At 63.2% G+C, this 19,817-nt stretch carries 18 protein-coding genes and 1 tRNA gene; 8 read left to right on the forward strand and 11 right to left on the reverse strand.

Annotated elements, in window-relative coordinates; translation table 11 throughout:
- Window positions 1-5: 5 nt before the first annotated feature.
- The 5 genes from ACGYLA_RS00255 to ACGYLA_RS00275 all read left to right on the forward strand — a co-directional run bounded on the left by ACGYLA_RS00255 (window position 6) and on the right by ACGYLA_RS00275 (window position 4,928).
- Window positions 6-956, forward strand: a complete 951-nt coding sequence (locus ACGYLA_RS00255; RefSeq protein WP_394429385.1) for an MBL fold metallo-hydrolase — start codon at window positions 6-8, stop codon at window positions 954-956.
- A complete protein-coding gene (locus ACGYLA_RS00260) occupies window positions 956-1,210 on the forward strand; it encodes a hypothetical protein (protein WP_394429387.1) in 255 nt (84 codons plus the stop codon). Before ACGYLA_RS00255 ends, ACGYLA_RS00260 begins: the two co-directional genes overlap by 1 nt.
- A gap of 10 nt (window positions 1,211-1,220) precedes the next feature.
- Window positions 1,221-2,828 carry an FAD-dependent oxidoreductase gene (locus ACGYLA_RS00265; RefSeq protein WP_394429389.1) on the forward strand — a complete coding sequence of 536 codons (1,608 nt, stop codon included), beginning with the start codon at window positions 1,221-1,223 and terminating at the stop codon, window positions 2,826-2,828.
- Entirely contained in the window at window positions 2,825-3,013 is a 189-nt protein-coding gene (locus ACGYLA_RS00270; protein ID WP_394429391.1) for a DUF2783 domain-containing protein, read from the forward strand. Before ACGYLA_RS00265 ends, ACGYLA_RS00270 begins: the two co-directional genes overlap by 4 nt.
- Window positions 3,014-3,248: 235 nt before the next feature.
- Window positions 3,249-4,928: an ABC transporter substrate-binding protein gene (locus ACGYLA_RS00275; protein ID WP_394429393.1), complete on the forward strand. Its 1,680-nt coding sequence runs from the start codon at window positions 3,249-3,251 to the stop codon at window positions 4,926-4,928.
- A 68-nt stretch (window positions 4,929-4,996) separates the two neighbouring features.
- On the opposite strand, the gene ACGYLA_RS00280 is transcribed toward ACGYLA_RS00275, so the two are convergent.
- From ACGYLA_RS00280 to clpS, 7 genes are all read right to left on the reverse strand, one after another.
- Window positions 4,997-5,932, reverse strand: coding sequence for an acetamidase/formamidase family protein (locus tag ACGYLA_RS00280; protein WP_394429395.1), 936 nt, complete (start codon window positions 5,930-5,932; stop codon window positions 4,997-4,999).
- A complete protein-coding gene (locus ACGYLA_RS00285; protein WP_394429397.1) occupies window positions 5,929-6,897 on the reverse strand; it encodes a Gfo/Idh/MocA family protein in 969 nt (322 codons plus the stop codon). Before ACGYLA_RS00285 ends, ACGYLA_RS00280 begins: the two co-directional genes overlap by 4 nt.
- Window positions 6,898-6,972: 75 nt before the next feature.
- Window positions 6,973-7,404: a thioesterase family protein gene (locus ACGYLA_RS00290; RefSeq protein ID WP_067268618.1), complete on the reverse strand. Its 432-nt coding sequence runs from the start codon at window positions 7,402-7,404 to the stop codon at window positions 6,973-6,975.
- A 137-nt stretch (window positions 7,405-7,541) separates the two neighbouring features.
- A tRNA-Met gene (locus ACGYLA_RS00295) sits at window positions 7,542-7,618 on the reverse strand.
- A gap of 90 nt (window positions 7,619-7,708) precedes the next feature.
- Entirely contained in the window at window positions 7,709-8,509 is an 801-nt protein-coding gene (locus ACGYLA_RS00300) for an SDR family NAD(P)-dependent oxidoreductase (RefSeq protein ID WP_394429399.1), read from the reverse strand.
- 19 nt (window positions 8,510-8,528) lie between these two features.
- A complete protein-coding gene (locus ACGYLA_RS00305; RefSeq protein ID WP_394429401.1) occupies window positions 8,529-9,521 on the reverse strand; it encodes a class I SAM-dependent methyltransferase in 993 nt (330 codons plus the stop codon).
- Between the two features lie 3 nt (window positions 9,522-9,524).
- Entirely contained in the window at window positions 9,525-9,848 is a 324-nt protein-coding gene (gene clpS, locus ACGYLA_RS00310; protein ID WP_067268646.1) for an ATP-dependent Clp protease adapter ClpS, read from the reverse strand.
- Between the two features lie 156 nt (window positions 9,849-10,004).
- Here clpS and ACGYLA_RS00315 point away from each other — a divergent pair, with 156 nt between their 5' ends.
- Both ACGYLA_RS00315 and ACGYLA_RS00320 read left to right on the forward strand, forming a co-directional pair.
- Entirely contained in the window at window positions 10,005-10,712 is a 708-nt protein-coding gene (locus ACGYLA_RS00315; protein WP_394429403.1) for an HAD family hydrolase, read from the forward strand.
- Between the two features lie 263 nt (window positions 10,713-10,975).
- A complete protein-coding gene (locus tag ACGYLA_RS00320; protein WP_394429405.1) occupies window positions 10,976-12,439 on the forward strand; it encodes a D-alanyl-D-alanine carboxypeptidase family protein in 1,464 nt (487 codons plus the stop codon).
- A 127-nt stretch (window positions 12,440-12,566) separates the two neighbouring features.
- On the opposite strand, the gene ACGYLA_RS00325 is transcribed toward ACGYLA_RS00320, so the two are convergent.
- The 4 genes from ACGYLA_RS00325 to ACGYLA_RS00340 are packed head-to-tail and all read right to left on the reverse strand — an operon-like array spanning window position 12,567 to window position 18,279.
- On the reverse strand, window positions 12,567-14,147 hold the full coding sequence (locus ACGYLA_RS00325; RefSeq protein ID WP_394429407.1) for an ABC transporter ATP-binding protein: 1,581 nt from the start codon (window positions 14,145-14,147) through the stop codon (window positions 12,567-12,569).
- Window positions 14,144-15,250 carry an ABC transporter permease gene (locus ACGYLA_RS00330; protein WP_394429409.1) on the reverse strand — a complete coding sequence of 369 codons (1,107 nt, stop codon included), beginning with the start codon at window positions 15,248-15,250 and terminating at the stop codon, window positions 14,144-14,146. The genes ACGYLA_RS00325 and ACGYLA_RS00330 overlap by 4 nt, the downstream gene beginning before the upstream one ends.
- Complete coding sequence (locus tag ACGYLA_RS00335) at window positions 15,250-16,341, reverse strand: microcin C ABC transporter permease YejB (RefSeq protein WP_067268603.1); 1,092 nt, start codon at window positions 16,339-16,341, stop codon at window positions 15,250-15,252. Before ACGYLA_RS00335 ends, ACGYLA_RS00330 begins: the two co-directional genes overlap by 1 nt.
- A gap of 9 nt (window positions 16,342-16,350) precedes the next feature.
- Window positions 16,351-18,279 (reverse strand): extracellular solute-binding protein, encoded by a 1,929-nt coding sequence (locus tag ACGYLA_RS00340; protein ID WP_394429411.1) that lies wholly within the window; start codon window positions 18,277-18,279, stop codon window positions 16,351-16,353.
- Between the two features lie 265 nt (window positions 18,280-18,544).
- On the opposite strand from ACGYLA_RS00340, the gene ACGYLA_RS00345 reads away from it, so the two are divergent.
- Window positions 18,545-19,795 (forward strand): GAF domain-containing protein, encoded by a 1,251-nt coding sequence (locus ACGYLA_RS00345; RefSeq protein ID WP_394429413.1) that lies wholly within the window; start codon window positions 18,545-18,547, stop codon window positions 19,793-19,795.
- Window positions 19,796-19,817: the final 22 nt, after the last annotated feature.

Below are 19,817 nucleotides of genomic sequence, written 5' to 3' on the forward strand. Positions count from 1 at the left end.
AACACATGGCCAAGCAATTTGCATCCCAAGGCGACATGACCGAAAAGGAAATTTCCTTCACAGAGGTAGGCGAGGGTCTCTACGCCTTCACCGCCGAGGGCGATCCGAACTCGGGCGTGATCATCGGCGACGACAGCGTGATGATCATCGAAGCACAGGCGACACCGCGATTGGCGAATAAGGTCATCGAATGCGTCCGCTCGGTCACCGACAAACCGATCAGCCATCTGGTGCTGACCCATTACCACGCCGTGCGCGTGCTCGGGGCGTCGGCCTTCGGCGCGCCGCAAATCATCATGTCCGAAAAGGCCCGCGCCATGGTCGCCGAACGCGGCCAAGAGGATTGGGACAGCGAGTTCGAGCGTTTCCCGCGTCTGTTTGAGGGCCATGAGAGCATCCCCGGCCTGACCTACCCCACGACCACCTTTAACGGCCGCATGAGCGTCTATCTCGGCAAACGCCGGGTCGATATCATGCAGTTGGGCCGCGCCCATACGGCGGGTGATGCGGTGATCTATGTGCCCGATCAGAACGTCATGTTCACCGGCGACATCGTCGAATACCACTCCGCCTGCTACTGCGGTGATGGGCATTTTCACGACTGGCCCGGCACGCTGGAACGCATCCGCGCCTTCGACCTCGACGCCATCGCGCCGGGTCGCGGCGACGCGCTGGTGGGCCGCGAGATGGTCAATGCCGCGATCGACAGCACCGCAGACTTTGTCCGCTCCACCTACCGCCCGGCGGCCCGCGTCGCCCTGCGCGGCGGCACCTTGAAAGAGGCTTGGGACGCCGTGCGCGCCGAATGCGATCCGAAGTTCGGCGACTATGCGATCTATGAGCACTGCCTGCCCTTCAACGTCGCCCGCGCCTATGACGAGGCGCTGGACATCGACACGCCGCGCATCTGGACGGCGGCGCGCGACAAAGAGATGTGGGAGGCGCTGTCGGACTGATGTCCCTGTCCGCGCTTCTTCCTGCCCTGATTGTTCTGGCGCTGGCGCTCTGGTTCTATCTGGTCTTCGTGCTGGTGATGGAGCACCGCCGCCATGCGGCGCGCCGCAGCGGGCAGCCCTACGCCGGGCTGCGCGATGCCGCGCAGGTTTGGTCAAAGATGCTGCGCGCGCCCGAATACCGCGGTGCGCGCCGCCGGGTGGCGCTGGTGTCGCTGGCCTTGCTGGCCCTGCTGCTCTTGCGCGCCTTTCTCTGAGGATACCGCCATGGCCTATGCCTACACCCCCTTCCCCTACAGCCCCCCAGCCGGTCTGACCGCGCCCGAGCCGCGGCATCCGGTGGTGATCGTAGGCGCTGGCCCTATCGGCCTGTCGATGGCCGTGGACTTGGCCCTGCGCGGGGTCAAATCGGTCGTGCTGGATGACAACAACGTCGTCTCCCTCGGCTCTCGCGCGATCTGCTGGGCGAAACGGACGTTGGAGATTTTCGACAGGCTCGGCATCGGTGAGCGGATGCTGGAAAAGGGCGTGACGTGGAAAGTAGGCCGCCAGTTTCACGGGGAACAGGAGGTCTATAACTTCGACCTGCTGCCGGAGCCGGGGCATAAATACCCGGCCTTCGTGAACCTTCAACAATACTACGTCGAAGAGTATCTCATTGAACGCGCGCAGGAGTTCCCCGATCTGATCGACCTGCGTTTTCTCAACAAGGTCACCGATCACAAGGGCCACGCCGACCATGTTGAACTGACGGTCGAGACGCCGGATGGCCCCTACCAACTGGAAACCGACTGGTACATCGCCTGCGATGGCGCAGGCTCGGCCACGCGCAAACGGATGAACCTGCCCTTCGAGGGGCAGAGCTTTGACGAACATTTCCTCATCGCCGATGTAGAGATGGAGACTTCCCCCTTCGGCGACCATGACACGCCCGAGCGGTGGTTCTGGTTCGCCCCGCCCTTTCACAACGGCCAATCCGCGCTGCTGCACAAACAGCCCGACAACATCTACCGCATAGACCTGCAACTGGGGCCAGAGACCGACCCAAAAGCCGAGGCGACCGAAGAGAAGGTCGTGCCGCGGCTGAAGCAGATGCTCGGCGACGCGCCGTTCCGGCTGGATTGGATGAGCGTCTATAAGTTCCGCTGCGCGCGGCTGGAGAGGTTCGTGCATGATCGCGTTGTCTTTGTCGGCGACAGCGCCCATGTGGTCAGCCCCTTCGGGGCGCGGGGCGGCAATGGCGGGGTGCAGGATGTCGACAACCTTGGCTGGAAACTGGCCGCTGTGGTGCAGGGCGAAGCGCCGCCAAGCCTGATTGGGAGCTATGACTTCGAACGCGGCCATGGCGCGGATGAGAACATGCGCAACTCCGCCCGCGCGACCAATTTCATGACGCCGAAATCCCCGATCGAGACCCTGTTTCGCAACGAGGTGCTAACCCTTGCAGCAAAGCAACCTTTCGCGCGCAAACTGATTAACTCAGGCCGGCTGTCGCAGCCCTGCACGCTGGCCCATAGCCCGCTGCAAACCGCAGGCGATGCGCCCCTGCGCCCCGGCAGCGCATTGATCGACGCGCCGTTGGCCGGGCCTGCGGGGGATTGCTGGCTGTTGGGCGCGGTTCAGGGCCAGTTCACCCTGCTCGCCGTGGGCGAGATCACCGCCCCCGACCTGCCCGGCCTTGCGCGGATCGGCATCGATCAATCCCATGATGCTTACCCCTGCTTTCAGGGCAAGGCCGGCCACGCGCAGCGGCGCTATGGCAGCGGTTTCCTCTATCTGCTGCGCCCCGATGGCCATGTCTGCGCGGTCTTCGACCGGCCCGACAACGCCGCGATAGCCCGCGCCTTTGACCGTGCGAAAGGAGCCACCGCATGATCCTTGAAGACAACCTCGGCACCGAGGGCGACAGCATCTATGCCGCCCTCATGGCCGCCCACGAAGGGCTGAGCGAGGCAGAAAGCCACGCCCTCAACGCCCGATTGGTTCTGATGCTGGCCAATGAACTCGGCGACCCGGCCCGGCTTGCGGCGCTTTTCAAAGCCGCGCGCGATCTGGCCTAACCCGCCAGCCTCACAGCACTTTTCCCCCATGCCCGCGCTTGCCGGGCGGCTTTCCTGCGCTAGCTTACTGCTCAACTTCCCGCGACAGGCTTGACGCAACGCGCCTGATCGGCAGACTAAACACCCCGCGCCCACCTCAAGAGGCGACAAAAGCAGGTCAACTGCATCACCTGCCCCACCGTGCAAAGTGGGGATCCGCGATGGCCCGGCCAACGCACCAACAGAGAGGAAAATCATGGAATTTTTGACACGCACCGGAAAACCGCTGCCGCAATCCGTGCTGACATCAGCCGAGAACGCCAAGAAAGACCCCGTCAGCAGACGCGAGTTTCTGGCGATTGCGAGCGCCTTCGGGGCCACGTCCGCCACAGCCTACGGGATGCTTGGCATGGCCGCGCCCGCGCGTGCGGCGGCCCATGCCAACCTCAAGGAAGGCGGCACCGTGCGGATGCAGATGGAGGTGCGTGCCCTGAAAGACCCGCGCACCTATGACTGGTCGCAGATCGCGAACTTCAGCCGTGGCTGGCTGGAATACCTCGCCATCTGGGAGAATGATGGCACCTTCACCCCCGGCCTGCTGGAAAGCTGGGAGATCAACGACGACGCCACCGAATACACGCTGAACGTCCGCAAGGGCGTGACGTGGAACGACGGCACCGCCTTCACCGCGCAGGACGTGGCACGCAACATCGAAGGCTGGTGCGACAAGTCGCTCGAAGGCAACTCCATGGCGGGCCGTTTCGCCACGCTGGTGGATGAGGAAACCGGCAAGGCCATCGAAGGCGCGATCGAGGTGGTGGACGACCACACCGTCAAGCTCACGCTGCCCAAATCCGACATCACGCTGATCCCCGGCATGGCCGACTACCCCGCCGCCATCACGCCCGAAGGGTTCGACCCCGACACGATGCTGGAAAACCCCAAAGGCACCGGCCCCTACCTGCCTGAGTCGCTCGAAGTTGGCGTGAAAAGCGTGCTGGTCAAGAACCCCGATCACACTTGGTGGGGCACTGAAGTCTTCGGCGGGCCTTACATTGATCGCTTGGAATACATCGACTACGGCACCGACCCCTCCGCATGGATCGCCGCGGCCGAGGCCGAAGAGGTCGACGCTTTCTACTCCATGGAAGGCGAATATATCGACGTGATGAGCACGCTTGACGGCTGGGTCGAGAATGAGATCGCCACGGCGGCGACCATCGTGATCCGCCCCAACCAATTGGCCGAAGTCGATGGCATGAAACCCTATGAAGACAAGCGCGTGCGCAACGCGCTGCAACTTGCCGTCGACAATGCGGTTCTACTGGAACTGGGCTATGCCGGGCGCGGGATCGTTGCCGAGAACCACCATGTCGGCCCGATGCATCCCGAATACGCTGAAGTCGAGCCGCCCAAGACCGACCCCGAAGCCGCCCGCGCGCTGATGGAAGAGGCGGGCATGGCGGATTACGAGCATGAGCTCTTCTCGATCGACGATGCATGGCGCAAAGACACCACCGATGCCGTGGCAGCCCAACTGCGCGACGCAGGCATCAAGGTCAAACGCACCATCCTGCCCGGCTCCACCTTCTGGAACGACTGGGTGAAATATCCCTTCTCCTCCACCAACTGGAACGCGCGGCCTCTGGGCGTGCAAATCTGGGCGCTGGCCTACCGCTCGGGCGAGGCGTGGAACGAGTTCGGCTATGCCAACCCCGAATTCGACGCCTTGCTCTCTGAGGCGCTGGCCACGGCGGATGTCGAAGCACGGCGCGAGATCATGGCGAAGGGTGAGAAGATGCTGCAAGACGATGGCGTCACGATCCAGCCTTACTGGCGCTCGCTCTACAACCACACCCGCGAGGGGCTGGTGGGTGCCGCGCATCACATCGGGTTCGAATACCACCCGGCGCGGATGGCTTGGGCGGAAGAGTGATCTACCGCTAGCTAGACACGCGAAAGGGCCGCAGCGATGCGGCCCTTTTTCTTGGCGCGGCGGCGCAGTTAAACGCCGATCAACTCTTTCGCCATCATCATATGCACGCCCTTTTCACGGTTCACCGTCTGGGTGATGCGCAGATCCCCCGCCAGCGAACAGAGCACATAGGCATCCTCGCGGCTGATCCCCGCGCGTGCAGAGACCAATGCGATCATTTCGCGCAGGGCCATCTCAGCACAGCGGTCGAGGTCGGGGGCCATGCCCATGGTAATCACATGGCTCGGCGTTTCGGCCTGCGGATAGCTAAGCGCGCGGTCCTTCAACACGGTCAGACGGAAACGCCCCTGTAGCGCGGTCTCAATCGCCGTGACGCAGACTTCGCCATCGCCCTGCGCGCCATGCCCATCCCCGCAGGAAAACAGCGCCCCTTCGTTGAAGACCGGCAGGTAAAGCGTGCTGCCCGCCCCCAGTTCCTTGTTGTCAAGATTGCCCCCATGCTTGCGCGGCTCAATGGTGGCGATCCGGCCCCATTCGGGCGGCGGCGCCACGGCCATCACGCCAAAGAACGGGGCCAAGGGCAGCTCCAGCCCCCAAGGCAGCCGGGCGACGCCCCGCTCTGCATCCAGCGGGATATTGCTGTGATAGGTCTCGGGGAAATCCTGCGGCAGCGTGCCTGCCAAGGGGCGGATGAAGTTATACCCCCAGTCCTGCCGCAGCGCGACATCAAGGATTTCGACCTTCAGCACATCGCCGGGCATCGCGCCTTCGACGGCGACCGGCCCGGTCAGGATATGGCCCGGCATCGGCGGCGGGCCTGCTTTGTGGATGTCGTAGAGTTCGGGCGGGACGTGGAAGCCCTCGGGCGGCAGGCAATTGGGCGCGCCTGAGACGGTGTTGATGATCACCTCTTCCCCGCTTTGGATGGTCAGCGCGGGCGGGCGGCTGGCCTCGAAATAGCCCCAATGGCAGGTCTCGGGCGAAGATTGCAGCGTGGCGGTCATGACTGCACCCCCCGGTTGGCCAAGATGCCTTCGATCAGTTCTTGCACCCGCAGCGCTTCCTCTGGCGTGGCCAGACGGCTGGCCTTGCCCGCCATCAGCAGCGCCATGTCGTCAAGCTGCGCCTTGAGGCTGGTGGCGCGGGTGTCGGCGAGGGCGTCGCTGGTCGGCGCGAAATCCTCACCGGTCGAGACGGTATCGATGGAAAATTCCGAGATGCGGCGGCTGGCCTTCGCGCCTTTCACCGTCACCTCCTGCCGGTCCGGCTGCGCGCCGCCGACAGAGCCGAGGATCGAAACCGGTAAGCCCTCGGCATTGACCAAGCGCGCTGCCACATGGGTCTCGCAGAGCTTGTCATCGGGGTATTCCGCATGGGCCCACTGCAGGGTCAGCGGCCCCAACACCCGCTCGCTCAGGAACAGGAAATGCGAGATCACCTCGCGCGTCATGCCCCCCTCAGCGGCAAAGCGCAGCCAATCGGCATCGACCTGCCACGCGCGGGGCCAAGCCGGATAGGTCACGATGATGTCGATGCCGCAAAGATCACCGAGCGCGCCCTCACGGATCGACCGCGTCAGATCGGTCAGCGCCGCCCCCGCCGCTTGTGTGAAATTCACCGCCGCCGGAACGCCTGCGGCCTGCAACGCGGCCACCAAGGCGCGGCTCTCGGCGATGTCCACGCCTAGCGGCTTTTCGAGGAAGATCGCCTTGCCCGCCGCTGCGGCCTCAAGCGCATAGGCTTTGCGCGGCACGGGTGGGCAGGCAAGGTAAACGAGATCGACATCGGCCATCGCCTCGGACGCCGTGGCGGAGACAACCGCCTCCGGCGCGACCTCTTGCGCGGCGGCGCAGGCCGCGGGGTCGGGATCCCACATGGTGGTGACCGTGAAGTCAGGGTGCAGCACCATGTTCTCGGCCATGCGCCGCCCCATGATCCCCAATCCGATTACCGCAGTCCTGATCGTCATCTTCGTCTCCCTCGATGTGCAGCGCGATAAGACGCTGCAATCGGGAGAACTTCAACTGCTCGCGGCGCAATTGCCTCAGGCAAGGTCGGCGCGGACCAAAGGTTTGATCACACGAGCCAGTTCTTCGGGCGCAGATTGGCTTTTGAACACATCCGCGATGGTAAAGACGCAGGTGAAAGACCCTTCGAAACACAGCACCCCATTCTGCCGCGCCTTCATGCCGAAGGTGATGGATTTATTGCCGAGCCGTGTTGGGTAGGTTTCGCACATCAGCTTGTGCCGCGGGGTGACCGGGCTGCGGAAATCCATCGACAGGTTGACGAAAGGCGTGCCGATATTGCGGTCGATCTGAAGCTGAAACCAGCCATCACCGTCGAAATGCGCCTCCCACCATGCGTTGATCGCGTCCAGCGCGAAATAGGGCAGCCGCGCGGTATAGGCGATCTGCGCCGGGTCACAATCGCCCCAAGTGACATTGATCTCGTGAACGAAGTTTTCCGTGGTCATAAGGCTGCTTTCATCTGCTCAAACCCGCGCGGGGCATGGGCTATCTTCTATCCCTTCCAGCCCCATGCGCAACCCAAGCGCGGCGCGCACGCAGCAGCGCTGACGCCGGATGTTCATCTGAAACAAAGGGGGGGGGATGGTGGCGTTACCTGGATTTGAACCAGGGACCTAACGATTATGAGTCGTTCGCTCTAACCAACTGAGCTATAACGCCGTGGCGCGTCGGATAAGGCAGCTTGGCATTGGGGTCAAGGGCGAAATCTGGATGATTTCACTTTTGCCGCAGAAAACTGCTGCCTCCGCTTTAATGCGCGGGGGCCGAGACCACATCGAGCAGGGTGCGCCCGCCGTCGATGGTCATGATCTCACCCGTCATGAAGCCCGAACTTTCAGCGGCGAGGAATTGCACCGCCTCGCAAAGCTCATTCGGCCCGGCGATCCGGCCAAGCGGCGTATGCGCGCGGATGTCGTCGCGCCAATCGCGGTTTTCGGCCACGGCAGCGCGGAGGGACGCGCTCATCACCGAACCGAAAGAGATCGCATTCACCCGTATCCGACGCGGCGCCAACACCAGCGCTAGAGAGCGGGTCATCTGCTGCACCGCCGCCGAGGCGATGGCATAGCCCATCATATCCGGCTGGTGGCGCTGTGCCGCAATAGAACTGAGGTTGATGATCGACCCCACCTGCCCCTCGGTCTGGCTCTCGGCCTGTTTGATCATCCGCCGCGCCACCTGCTGTGACAGTTGCAGCGCCGTCATCAGGTTCTGCTGCATTAGTGTCTCGACCGAGCCATCCTCCACATCCAGCGGATCGGTCGGCATCACCTGCCGCGAGGCATTCACGAGGATATCGACCTGATCATAGGCGTCGATCGTGGCCGAGACGAGGTTGGCGATGGTCAGCCGCTGGCGCAGATCACCGGCAAAGACGCGGATATTGCCGTCGTCCGGCGTGTCGCCCAACTCTTCCATCAGCTTTTTCTCGTTGGAATCGGCGCACATCACATTGGCGCCCCGGTCGGCCAGATGCCGCGCGATAGCAAGGCCGATCCCGTCCGCCGCGCCGGTGATGATGGCTGTTTTACCAGAGATCGAGAATGACATCGGGATACCCCCTTAAGGCTCAGCGGCGCCGGGTCAGCGGGCGTGTGGCGTGGAACAGTTTGAACCGCGCATCGCCTCCAAGCTCGGCCACCTGAGCAAAGCGTTTCTTCAGTTCCGCCTCATAGGGCAGATGCCGGTTGGCCACCATCCACAGATCGCCCTGCCCCGAAAGGATCCGCGCGGCCGCGGCGACAAAGGCCTGACCGATCTGCGGCTCGGCAGCGCGGCCTGTGTGGAAAGGCGGGTTCATCACCACGGTATCCATCCGGTGCGGCGGCTGCCATTCGGTGGCATCCTCCCAATGGAACACGGCGCGGTCATCGGTCACGTTATGGCGCGCACATTCCAACGCCATATGCCCGGCCTCGACCAAATGCACCGTCTTCACCTTGGGCCGCGTCAGAACATGCGCTGAAAGGAACCCCCAGCCCGCCCCCAGATCGGCCACTTCGGCCCCGAGGTTATCGGGCAGCACATCCACCAAAAGCGCCGAGGCCAGATCGACCCCATCGGCAGAGAACACCCCCGGCGCGGTCCAAAAGCCGCCTTCGGTCTGGGCCGGGCCAGCCTCCCAATCGGTGAAAAAATCGCTCGCGCCCGCGTCGATCCAGTAAAGCTTGCCATGCGCCTTGGAGATCGGCCCCTGCACCGTCACCCGCGCCCGCATCTCGCGCAGGATGGAATCCGCGCCATCGGTCTTTTGCCCATCGACCACCACCGGCCCATCGCTCACAGCACAAGCTTGAGCGACCAAAGCGCGGGCCTCATGTTTGGCGCGCGGCAGACAGACGATGGCCGCAGCATAGCGCCCCTCGATCGAATGCGCCGCCTGATAGCCCCGCGCCGTCCATGCGTCATAGGCAGGTTTGAAGTCGTGAATGATCTTGCAACGCTCGGGCGGAAGACCGGCCAAATCCGCATCCACAGGGGGCTGAAAAACAGCGATCACCCCAGTTTCGGGCAGGTCTAGCCCACCGCCGTTCAGGGCCAGTTCCAGTCGCGGATCAATCACGTGTTATTCTTCTTTTTCCATGGTGCATTGCAGCGGATGCTGGTGACGCCGGGCGAAATCCATCACCTGCGCGACTTTCGTCTCCGCGATCTCGTGGCTAAAGACGCCAACCACGGCCAGCCCCTTCTTGTGAACCGTCAACATGATCTCGAACGCCTGCGCGTGGTTCAGGCCAAAGAAACGTTCCAAGACATGCACCACGAATTCCATCGGGGTGAAATCGTCGTTCAGCAACATCACCTTGTAGAGCGGCGGGCGTTTGGTCTTGGGGCGGGTCTTGGTCAGCAACTCGCTGTCGTCGTCATCCTTGGGGCCGTCGGCCATCATCCACGCGCCCGGCGCGGACCGGCCTGCGGGCTGGATCGTCCAATCTGCTTTCACGTCGTCACGGTGCATTGCTGCTCCTGCGGCTGGGGGTAGAGCTTGTTCGTCGTGCAGCCGTCTATATAACCCCTGAACCAATTTAGGAAAGAGGCAGCACATATGGGCGGGGCACTCACCACTATCGGTTTCGATGCGGATGACACATTGTGGCATAATGAACGCTACTTTGCACTCTCTCACGACCGTTTTGCAGCCCTTCTCGCCGAACATAGTGAACGCGACCACCTGATGGCCCGGCTGCTGGAGGCCGAACGGCGCAATCTGCCGCATTACGGCTATGGAATCAAAGGCTTCACCCTGTCGATGATCGAGACCGCGATCGAGGTGACAGAGGGCAAGGTCCCCGCCGAGGTGATCAGCGATCTGCTTGCCGCCGGGCGCGAGATGCTGGACCATCCCATCGAATTGCTGCCCCATGTCGAGGACGTGCTGGAAAACCTGCGCGGCAACTACCGGCTCATCGTGGTGACCAAAGGCGACCTGTTGGACCAAGAGCGAAAACTGGCCCAATCGGGCCTGCGCGACAGGTTCGACGCGGTCGAAATCGTCTCTCACAAGACCGAAACCGCCTATCGCCACATTTTTGAGCAGCATGGCCAAGGTGCCGAACGGGGGCTGATGGTTGGCAACTCGATGGCCTCCGACGTGCGCCCGATGATCGCGGCAGGCGGCTGGGGCGTCTATGTGCCTCACAACCTCACATGGGCAATGGAACATGCCGAAGCGCCAACCAATTCCCCCCGTTTCGCCGAGATCAGCGACCTCTCAGGCCTCCCAGAAACGATCGAAAAGATCGTGTCAGGGTGACTCGCCCCCGCGCCTGAGTCGCCCTGACACATCGCCGCAAATGCCGCACTGCAGGCCAATTTATGCCCAATTCTTGCCTTATTCGCGCTTATAGTGGGTTGATGTGTGCAAGCCTCTACATATTGGAGGAGAGATCCGCCCCTTTTTCCCCTATTCACTGGATTCGACGGCTTCCGCGATGCGGCGTCCTATGCTAGCCTTGAACCAATTAATAAATGGTCAGCCAGAAATCGGCGGCCTGAGGCAGTAAAAGGCAGGCAAATATGAAGGCTCGGCGCATTCAGCCGGCCCGTTACGGGCTATTTCTATTCGCAGCACTCTGGGTTCTGGTTCTCCTGCCCCTCAGCGCGATCGCTGCCCCCTACGCCGCCTATGTCATCGACGCTCGCACCGGCAAAGAAATCCACGCCGAGAATGCCGATACCCGCCTGCACCCGGCTTCCCTGACCAAGATGATGACCCTCTACATCGCCTTCCAAGCGGTCGAACGGGGGGAAATCTCTCTCGATACCCAAGTGACGATCTCGAAAAACGCGGCCTCCGAGCCGCCCAGCAAATTGGGCATGCGCCCGGGCCAAAAGATCGCCCTACGCTATCTCATCCGCGCCGCCGCCGTAAAATCCGCCAATGACGCCGCCACCGCGATCGGCGAGGCCATCGGTGGTTCTGAGGCCGCCTTCGCCCGCCGGATGAACCGCACTGCCAAACAGCTTGGCATGACGCGCACCACGTTCAAAAACATGCACGGGCTGACCGAGAGCGGCCACCTCTCCACCGCCCGCGACATGACCCGCATGGGCCGCCACCTGCTCTATGATTACCCGCAATACTACAACCTCTTCTCGCGCATCACCGCCGACGCAGGCGTGCGCAAGGTCTCCCATACAAACCGCCGGTTTCTGGGGTCCTACAAAGGGGCGGACGGCATCAAGACCGGCTACACCCGCGCCGCCGGCTTCAACCTCACCGCCTCGGCCGAACGGGGCAATGAGCGCATCATCGTGACCGTCTTCGGCGGCAAATCCACCGCCTCGCGCAACGCCAAAGTGGCCGAGCTTATGGACCTCGGCTTCCGCCGCGCGCCCTCCTCCGCGCCGCTGCGCAAACCGGTCCCGCCCGTCTACGCCGATGTGGAAACCGCCCCCGGCGCCGCAGGCAAAACGATCCGCCTCGTCGGCGCCGTCACCACCTCCAAACGCCCGCAACTGCGCCCCCGCAGCGACGTCGTGGTCGTGGCCACCGCCGCCGCGCCCGAGGCAACGAGCGTGGTCTCCAACAGCGACATCACCGCAGCGCTGCGCGAAGCGGTTGAAACGGCACCAACCCCGCCCGCCGCCGCGCCAACCCCAGAGGCCAATGAGGCCGAGGTCGTCATCGCCACCGCCAAAGTCTCCCCCCGCCCCGAACCGCGCCCCAAGGACGTGACGCTGGCGGTACAACAGGCGGTAGAGCAAGAGATCGTGACCCGCGTCTCCACCTCCGGCGGGCGCCACTGGGGCGTGAACGTGGGCCGTTTCCCCAGCCGCTACGCCGCCGAGAAGGTCCTACTGAAAACCGCACTGGCCGAAATGTCGACCCTCGATGGCACGCTGCGCAAAGTCGTGCGCCGCCCACAAGGCTTTGACGCGAACTTCCTCGGCATGTCCCGCGAAAGCGCCGACCTCGCCTGCCGCCGTCTGGCCGCGCGCAACGTCAGCTGCTTCATGATCGGCCCCAGCGAAGGCTAAACCACCACCGGGCGGCCAAAGCCCCGCCCAAACCAACTTCATCCTTTTAAAAATACCGCGGGGGAATCGCGCCCCCGGCGCGATGGGGGCAGCGCCCCCCTACCCTCTCCGCAAATGCAACGCCCGCTTACCCTGCCGCCTGCAACAGGTTCCGCGTGTATTCCGTCTGCGGATTGTCATAAAGCGCGTCGACGTCCCCATATTCCACCACGTCACCGCGTTTCATCACCATCACTTTGTGCGACATCGCCCGCACCACCTTCAGATCGTGACTGATGAAGAGATAGGCCAGCCCGTATTTCGCCTGCAAATCCCGCAGAAGATCAACGATCTGCACCTGCACGGTCATGTCCAGTGCCGAGGTCGGCTCGTCCAGAACCAGCAGTTTCGGGCGCAGCACCATGGCGCGGGCGATAGCGATGCGCTGGCGTTGACCGCCGGAAAACTCATGCGGGTAGCGGTCCATCGTGGCGGGATCGAGCCCGACCTCGGCCATCACCTCGGCCACCAATTCGCGCTTGTCCCGCCCCTTGTCGATCTTGTGGATCGCCAGCCCCTCACTGATGATCTGAAAACAGGTCATCCGCGGGCTGAGCGAGCCGAAGGGGTCCTGAAAGACGATCTGCATGTCGGCGCGCAGCCGGCGCAGCTTCTTGGTGGACCATTTGCGCAGGTCCTCGCCGCGAAAGGTCACCTCCCCTTCGGAGCCGATGAGCCGCATGATCGCCAGCGCCGCCGTGGTCTTGCCCGAGCCGCTTTCACCGACGACGCCCAGGGTCTCGCCCGCGCGGATCGACAGGCTGATGTCGTTGACCGCCTTCACATGGCCCACGGTGCGGCGCAGCAGGCCCTTCTGGATCGGGAACCAGACCTTGAGGTTGTCGGTGCGCAGCACTTCGGGCGCATCCTCGGCCACGGGCGCGGGCGCACCGGTGGGCTCGGCGCCGAGCAGTTTGCGCGTGTAGGGGTGCTGCGGATTGTCGAAAATCTCCGCCGTCGGGCCTTCCTCTACCACCAGCCCCTTTTGCATGACGAAAACCCGGTCAGCGATGCGCCGCACGATGCCAAGGTCATGGGTGATGAACAAAAGCCCCATGCCCATCTCGTCTTTCAAATCCTTCAACAGGTCGAGGATCTGCGCCTGAATGGTCACGTCGAGCGCCGTCGTCGGCTCGTCCGCGATCAGGATGTCGGGCTTGTTGGCCAGTGCCATGGCGATCATCACGCGCTGCCGCTGCCCGCCTGACAACTGGTGTGGATAGGCGCCCATGCGGCTTTCCGCGTCGTTGATGCCGACCTGCTGGAGCAGTTCCAGCACCCGCCCCCGCGCCGCCTCTCCCTGCAACCCCTGATGCAACGCCAGCGATTCCGCCAATTGCTTCTCGATCGTGTGCAGCGGGTTGAGCGAGGTCATCGGCTCTTGGAAGATGAAGGAAATGTCGTTGCCGCGCACGTCGCGCAACAGCTTGTCCTCGGCGCCGATCATCTGCTGGCCGTTGTAGGTGACCGATCCGCTCACCTCCGCACTCTCGCCCAACAGCGACACGGTCGACAGCGCCGAGACCGATTTGCCCGAGCCGCTCTCGCCCACCAGCGCCACCGTCTCGCCCCGGTTGACGGCAAAGCTCACCCCGCGCACCGCCGGGATCAGCTGCCCGTCCTGCCGGAAGGAGACTTGCAGGTCTTTGACATCCAACAATGCAGTCACGAGAAGGTCTTTCTAGGATCGAATGCGTCGCGGATGCCCTCGAAGATGAAGACCAGAAGCGACAGCATGATGGCAAAGGTGAAGAAGGCCGAGAAGGCGAGCCACGGCGCCTGAAGGTTCTGCTTGGCCTGCAGCGTCAACTCACCCAGCGAGGGGGCCGAGGACGGCAGGCCGAAGCCGAGGAAGTCGAGCGTCGCCAGCGTGGAGATCGTGCCAGTGATGATGAAGGGCAGCATGGTCAGCGTCGCCACCATGGCGTTGGGCAGCATGTGGCGCAGCATGATCGTGCCGTTGCCGACGCCGAGTGCCCGGGCCGCACGAACGTATTCGAGGTTGCGCGCACGCAGGAACTCGGCCCGCACCACGCCCACCAGCGCGGTCCACGAAAACAGCACCAGCAGCACGACCAGAAGCCAGAAACTTCGGCCAAGAATGGCGAACATGATGATGATGACGTAGAGCGACGGGGTCGAGGACCAGATCTCGATGATGCGCTGGAAAATGAGGTCGAGCCAGCCGCCGAAGAACCCCTGCACCGCGCCCGCGAGGATACCGATAAGCGAGGCCGCCCCGGTCACGATCAGGGTAAAGACCACCGACAGGCGGAAGCCGTGGATCACGCGGGCCATGACGTCGCGCTTGGTGCCATCGGTCCCCAGCCAGTTCTGCCCGTTGGGCGGCAGGGGTGCGGCACCGGGGCGGTCCACGGCGGTGTCGTAGGAATAGGGAATGACGGGCCAGAGCGCCCAACCTGTCTCGATCGCCTCGCCCTCGATCTCGCCGTCCTCGGCGTCGAGGATGTAACCCTCCGGATCGTCGAAACAGAGGTCCAGCCCGCCGGTGGCAATGAGGCATTGCACCTCGGGATCGCGGTAGGCGGCCTCAGTCTGGAAGTCGCCGCCGAAGGCGGTCTCAGGATAGAAGTTGAAGATCGGCGTGTAATATTCGCCGCGGTAGCTGACAAGGATCGGCTTGTCGTTGGCTACGAACTCGGCCAGCAGCGAAATCCCGAACAGGATCGCGAAGATCCACAGCGACCAATAGGCGCGCCGGTTCGCGGTGAAATTGCGCCAGCGGCGCTGGTTTAGCGGAGAGAGCGCCATCAGCCTTCCCTCTTCTCGAAGTCGATGCGCGGGTCGACGAGCACATACATCAGGTCCGACAGGATGCCGACGACAAGGCCGATCAGGCCGAAGATGAAGAGCGTGCCGAAGACGATCGGATAATCCCGCGCCACCGCCGCCTCAAAGCCCAAGCGCCCCAACCCGTCGAGGCTGAAGATCGTCTCGATGATGATCGACCCGCCAAAGAAGACCGAGATGAAGACCGCCGGGAAACTGGCGATCACGATCAGCATCGCGTTGCGGAAGACATGGCCGTAGAGAACCTTGCTCTCGGACAGGCCCTTGGCGCGGGCGGTGATGACATATTGCTTTTTGATCTCGTCCAGAAAGCTGTTCTTGGTCAGCAGCGTCAGCGTGGCAAAGGCCGAGATCGTGGAGGCCAGCACCGGCAGGGTGATGTGCCAGAAATAATCGGCCACCTTGCCCAAGGGACTGAGGCTGTCGAAATTATCCGAGGTCAACCCGCGCAGCGGGAAGATCTGCCAATAGGAGCCGCCGGCAAAGAGCACCAGCAACAGGATGGCGAAAAGGAACCCGGGGATCGCATAGGCCGCGATGATCGCACCCGAGGTCCATGTGTCGAACCGGCTGCCGTCGCGCACCGCCTTGCGGATGCCCAAGGGGATCGAGACCAGATGCGCGATCAGCGTCGACCAGAGCCCCAGCGTGATCGAGACCGGCAGCTTTTCCTTGATCAGGTCGATCACGCTGATGGCGCGGAAATAGCTCTCGCCGAAGTCCAGCCGCATGTAGTTCCACAGCATGTGAAAGAACCGCTCCACGGGGGGCTTGTCGAAGCCGAATTCCTTCTCCAATTCCTCGATCAACTCGGGCGGCAAGCCGCGTGCGCCGACATAGGTGCTGTCGGACCCGCGGGCCATGGTATCGACCCCGGCATCGTTGTTGCCCCCGGCGAAACCGCCGAAGACGTCACCGCCGCCCTGAATCCGGGCGATGGCCTGTTCCACCGGGCCACCGGGCACGAATTGCACCAGCGCGAAATTGACCAGCATGATGCCGAACAACGTCGGGATCACCAGCAAAAGCCGTCTGAGGATATAGGCTCCCATTTGGTCGCCTTACCGCAAGGCGCCCGAGGCGCGCAACTGCTGGGCGGCCTCTTCGTCGTACCACCAGAAATCGAGGTATCCCAAGGCATAGGGCGGGATCTCGGGGTGGTCGTATTGGTCGTAATAGGCCACCCAGTAGCTGTCGTTGTACCACGTCGGGATCATGAAGAACTCGTGCCGCAGCGCCCGGTCGAGGGCCATGAGGGCGGCGTCTTCTTCCTCGGCTGTCTCCGCATTCAAGGAGGCGTCGATGATCGCGTCCACCAGCGGGCTGGCGAGGCCTGCCGGGTTGAAGAGCGAGAATTCCGCCGCCTCGGAGCCGTAGCGCTGTGCCAGACCGGTGCCGGTGCCGAGGAAGGCGGCATAGGCGTCATAGATCATGTCGTAGTCGCGGTCGCGCTCGCGGGCGGTGTATTGCGAACTGTCCACCTTCTCGAGCCGGGCGTCGATGCCGATGGACGTGAGGTTATTCACGAAATTCTCGATGACCGCGGAGATTGTCGGCGACCCGGCGGAGTTCATCAGGAAGTTCAGCCGCAGGGGCTCGCCTGCCTCGTTCACGCGCATGCCGTTCTGCACGGTCCAGCCGGCCTCTTCCAGCAGCTTGGAGGCGCGGCGCGCGTTGCGACGGTCCAACAGGCGCGCGGGGTCGGAGCTATGCGGCACCACGGCGGGCTCGGTCAGCAACGCGTCCGGCACCAGATCGCCGAGGCTTTCCAGAAGCGCCAGCTCGGCCCCCTCGGGCGCGCCCTGCGCCATCAGCGGCGTGTCCTGCGTGAAGGAGGCGCGGTGGTTGAACAGCCCGTATTGCAGCGACTCGTTGGTCCACTCGAAGTTGAACATCAGCGCCACGGTCTCGCGTACGCGGCGGTCCTGCAGCGTCTCGCGGCCTAAGTTGAAGATGATGCCCGAAGGCGTGGGCGGCGAGCCGTCGGGCAGTTCGGCTTTGACGATGGCACCGTCGCTCACCTTGGAGAAGTCATAGCCCGTGGCCCATTTCTTGGAATCCCCCTCGGCGCGGAAGGTGTATTCGCCAGCCTTGAAGGCCTCGAAAGCCGAGGTGTCGTCGCTGAAGATTTCCAACCGGATGCGGTCGAAGTTCATGCGGCCGCGGTTGATCGGCAAGTCCTTCCCCCAGTAGTCCGGGTTGCGTTTCAGCACGATACGCTTGGTCAGATCGACGCTTTCGACCATATAGGCGCCCGATCCGGGGGGCGGGTCCATCCAACTGTCCTTGAGGGTATTGCCGGTTTCCTCGAACCAATGTTTCGGCCATGCGGGCACGCCGCCCACCGTCTCGATCAAGCTGCGGCGCGAGATGCCGTCGGCGAAGTGGAATTTGACCGTGTGATCATCCAGCGCCTCGACCTTCGGGATGCGCTTGCGCACCGCGTCGGCGTAGGACTTCAATCCCTCGTCCAGCAGCAGGTTGTGCGAAAACACGATGTCATGCGCCGTCACCGGCGTGCCGTCCGAGAACGTCGCCTCGGGGCGCATGTGGAAGGTGACCCAGGACTTGTCCTCGGGGTATTCGAGGCTTTCGCAGAGCAGGCAGTAGCTCTCGCCATAGACATCCGCCGGCAGCGGCTCGCCCGAGGGTGCCTCCCCCAACAGGCTCTCGAAACCGAAGATCGAGAACAGATGCGCGCGGCCCTTGCCGGAATAGGGGTTCATCGAATCCAGCGTGCCGACGAAGGGGATCGAGATTTCCCCGCCCTTGGGGGCATCCGGGTTCACATAGGCGAAATGCTCGAAATCCGCCGGATAGGTCAGATCGCCGTAAAAGGAATAACCGTGGCTTTTGATGATCTTCTGCTCCTGTGCCGCGGCGGCACCGGCCAGCAGGGCCGCCACCATCAGCGTCAGCGTCGCGAGCCAGAGCGGCAGGTCATCAATGACCGAAGGACGGGTCGCGGCGCGGGTCTGGGCACGGGGCATAGGTCACTCCTTGGCGTGGCGTAGTCCGGATAGGCGTCATCTAGGCTAACGCTGTGCGACGCCAAGATACAAGTTGCGAATATGTAAGGTTGCCCCGCACGGGCGGTCCACCGCAAAGCATGCCCCGCGGATTGGCGGTTTCCCCCGCCCCCACTCGCGACAATGTGTAGCCGCCGCCCCTGTATCTTCGCGGCCCGGCCCGTTTCTCGCCCTAAAGTTAACAGATTCTTCACTCAGGTTAACGATGCGTAAACTGGAGCCGAACATGAGAACCTACCCGATTCCCTTTAACGAAGAAGCCCGTCTGCGCGCCGTTTTCGATGTGCCCGGCCTCACCGCCGAGAACGAAGCTCTGTTCGACACCATTTGCGAGGCCACGCGCCGCCTGCTTGACTGTCCGATCGCGCATATCAGCGTCGTAGAGGCAGATACCCAATGGTACAAATCCGTGGTCGGCTACCCGCTGGGGCCGATGCCGAAAGATACCGGGTTTTGCAGCCATACAATCATGTCGGACGCGCCGCTGGTGGTACCAGACCTCAGCAGAGACCCCCGGTTCGCGCGTCACCCCATGGTCGCCGAGGGCGGCCCCGAGGCGCGCTATTACTGCGGTGTGCCGCTGATCCTGTCGTCGGGCCACCGCTTCGGCAGCCTGTGCGCGCTGGACCTGCAACCGCATGAGGCGCCCTCTGAGAAGCAGATCGCCCTGTTGGAAGATATGGGCCGCATGGTGGTCGCGGCCCTTGAACGCTGCCAGCCGGACGCGTCCGAGCAAAAGGCCGACAACAGCGCAGAAGCCACTTTCCTGACGCTGGTGGGCCACGAACTCCGCACCCCGCTGACGGTTCTTTTCGGCAGTCTGCGCATGTTGGAGGCCAAGGCCGAACAGGGGGTCAATCCGCTGCTGATCCGCTCGGCCCGCCGGTCTGTCGACCATCTGAGCGCCCTGATCGAGACGATCATTTCCTACAGCAATGTCAGCACCGGCGAGCTGCGCCTGAATGAGCGGAAATGCAACCTGAGCGACCTTCTGCAATCGGTCTCCGCCCTGCACTTCGCCACCACGGATGCGACGGCCAAGACCATCACGCTGCGCGACAGTCTTCCGCTTGAGGAAATGCATATCGACGGCGACCAGATCGAATTGGCGGTGACGGCACTTGTGTTGAACTCCGTCTTGCATGGCGGCAGTGAGATCGCCTTGGAGACGTTCAAGGACGCCGAGGGCAATATCGAGATTTCGATCATCGACAACGGCTCATTCGATGAGCACGTCGATCTGGCCGAGCTTTACAAACCCTTCGTCGTCGGCGGCATGATGGAGCATCGGAGCACGAAGGGCGGGCTCGGCCTTGGCCTGCCGCTGACCCGCAAACTGATCGAAATGCACGGTGGGGATTTCGAGGTGCATGTGGAAGCGGGCCAAAGCCGCGCCGTCATCCGCCTGCCCGCTTGGCGCTGCGACATCGGCGGGATTGCCGCCGCGAATGCCACCGCCCCGGTGATCGCCGCTTAGTAAAGTCGAAACGGGGCGCGCC

Source organism: Sulfitobacter sp. 1A13679 (assembly GCF_043557115.1).
Taxonomy (GTDB): Bacteria; Pseudomonadota; Alphaproteobacteria; order Rhodobacterales; family Rhodobacteraceae; genus Sulfitobacter; species Sulfitobacter faviae.

Coding starts and splice junctions, on each gene's coding strand:
- ACGYLA_RS00255 (WP_394429385.1), top strand. CDS start 6: ATGGCCAAGCAATTTGCATCCCAAGGCGACATGACCGAAAAGGAAATT.
- ACGYLA_RS00260 (WP_394429387.1), top strand. CDS start 956: ATGTCCCTGTCCGCGCTTCTTCCTGCCCTGATTGTTCTGGCGCTGGCG.
- ACGYLA_RS00265 (WP_394429389.1), top strand. CDS start 1,221: ATGGCCTATGCCTACACCCCCTTCCCCTACAGCCCCCCAGCCGGTCTG.
- ACGYLA_RS00270 (WP_394429391.1), top strand. CDS start 2,825: ATGATCCTTGAAGACAACCTCGGCACCGAGGGCGACAGCATCTATGCC.
- ACGYLA_RS00275 (WP_394429393.1), top strand. CDS start 3,249: ATGGAATTTTTGACACGCACCGGAAAACCGCTGCCGCAATCCGTGCTG.
- ACGYLA_RS00280 (WP_394429395.1), bottom strand. CDS start 5,932: ATGACCGCCACGCTGCAATCTTCGCCCGAGACCTGCCATTGGGGCTAT.
- ACGYLA_RS00285 (WP_394429397.1), bottom strand. CDS start 6,897: ATGACGATCAGGACTGCGGTAATCGGATTGGGGATCATGGGGCGGCGC.
- ACGYLA_RS00290 (WP_067268618.1), bottom strand. CDS start 7,404: ATGACCACGGAAAACTTCGTTCACGAGATCAATGTCACTTGGGGCGAT.
- ACGYLA_RS00300 (WP_394429399.1), bottom strand. CDS start 8,509: ATGTCATTCTCGATCTCTGGTAAAACAGCCATCATCACCGGCGCGGCG.
- clpS (WP_067268646.1), bottom strand. CDS start 9,848: ATGATGGCCGACGGCCCCAAGGATGACGACGACAGCGAGTTGCTGACC.
- ACGYLA_RS00315 (WP_394429403.1), top strand. CDS start 10,005: ATGGGCGGGGCACTCACCACTATCGGTTTCGATGCGGATGACACATTG.
- ACGYLA_RS00320 (WP_394429405.1), top strand. CDS start 10,976: ATGAAGGCTCGGCGCATTCAGCCGGCCCGTTACGGGCTATTTCTATTC.
- ACGYLA_RS00330 (WP_394429409.1), bottom strand. CDS start 15,250: ATGGCGCTCTCTCCGCTAAACCAGCGCCGCTGGCGCAATTTCACCGCG.
- ACGYLA_RS00335 (WP_067268603.1), bottom strand. CDS start 16,341: ATGGGAGCCTATATCCTCAGACGGCTTTTGCTGGTGATCCCGACGTTG.
- ACGYLA_RS00340 (WP_394429411.1), bottom strand. CDS start 18,279: ATGCCCCGTGCCCAGACCCGCGCCGCGACCCGTCCTTCGGTCATTGAT.
- ACGYLA_RS00345 (WP_394429413.1), top strand. CDS start 18,545: ATGAGAACCTACCCGATTCCCTTTAACGAAGAAGCCCGTCTGCGCGCC.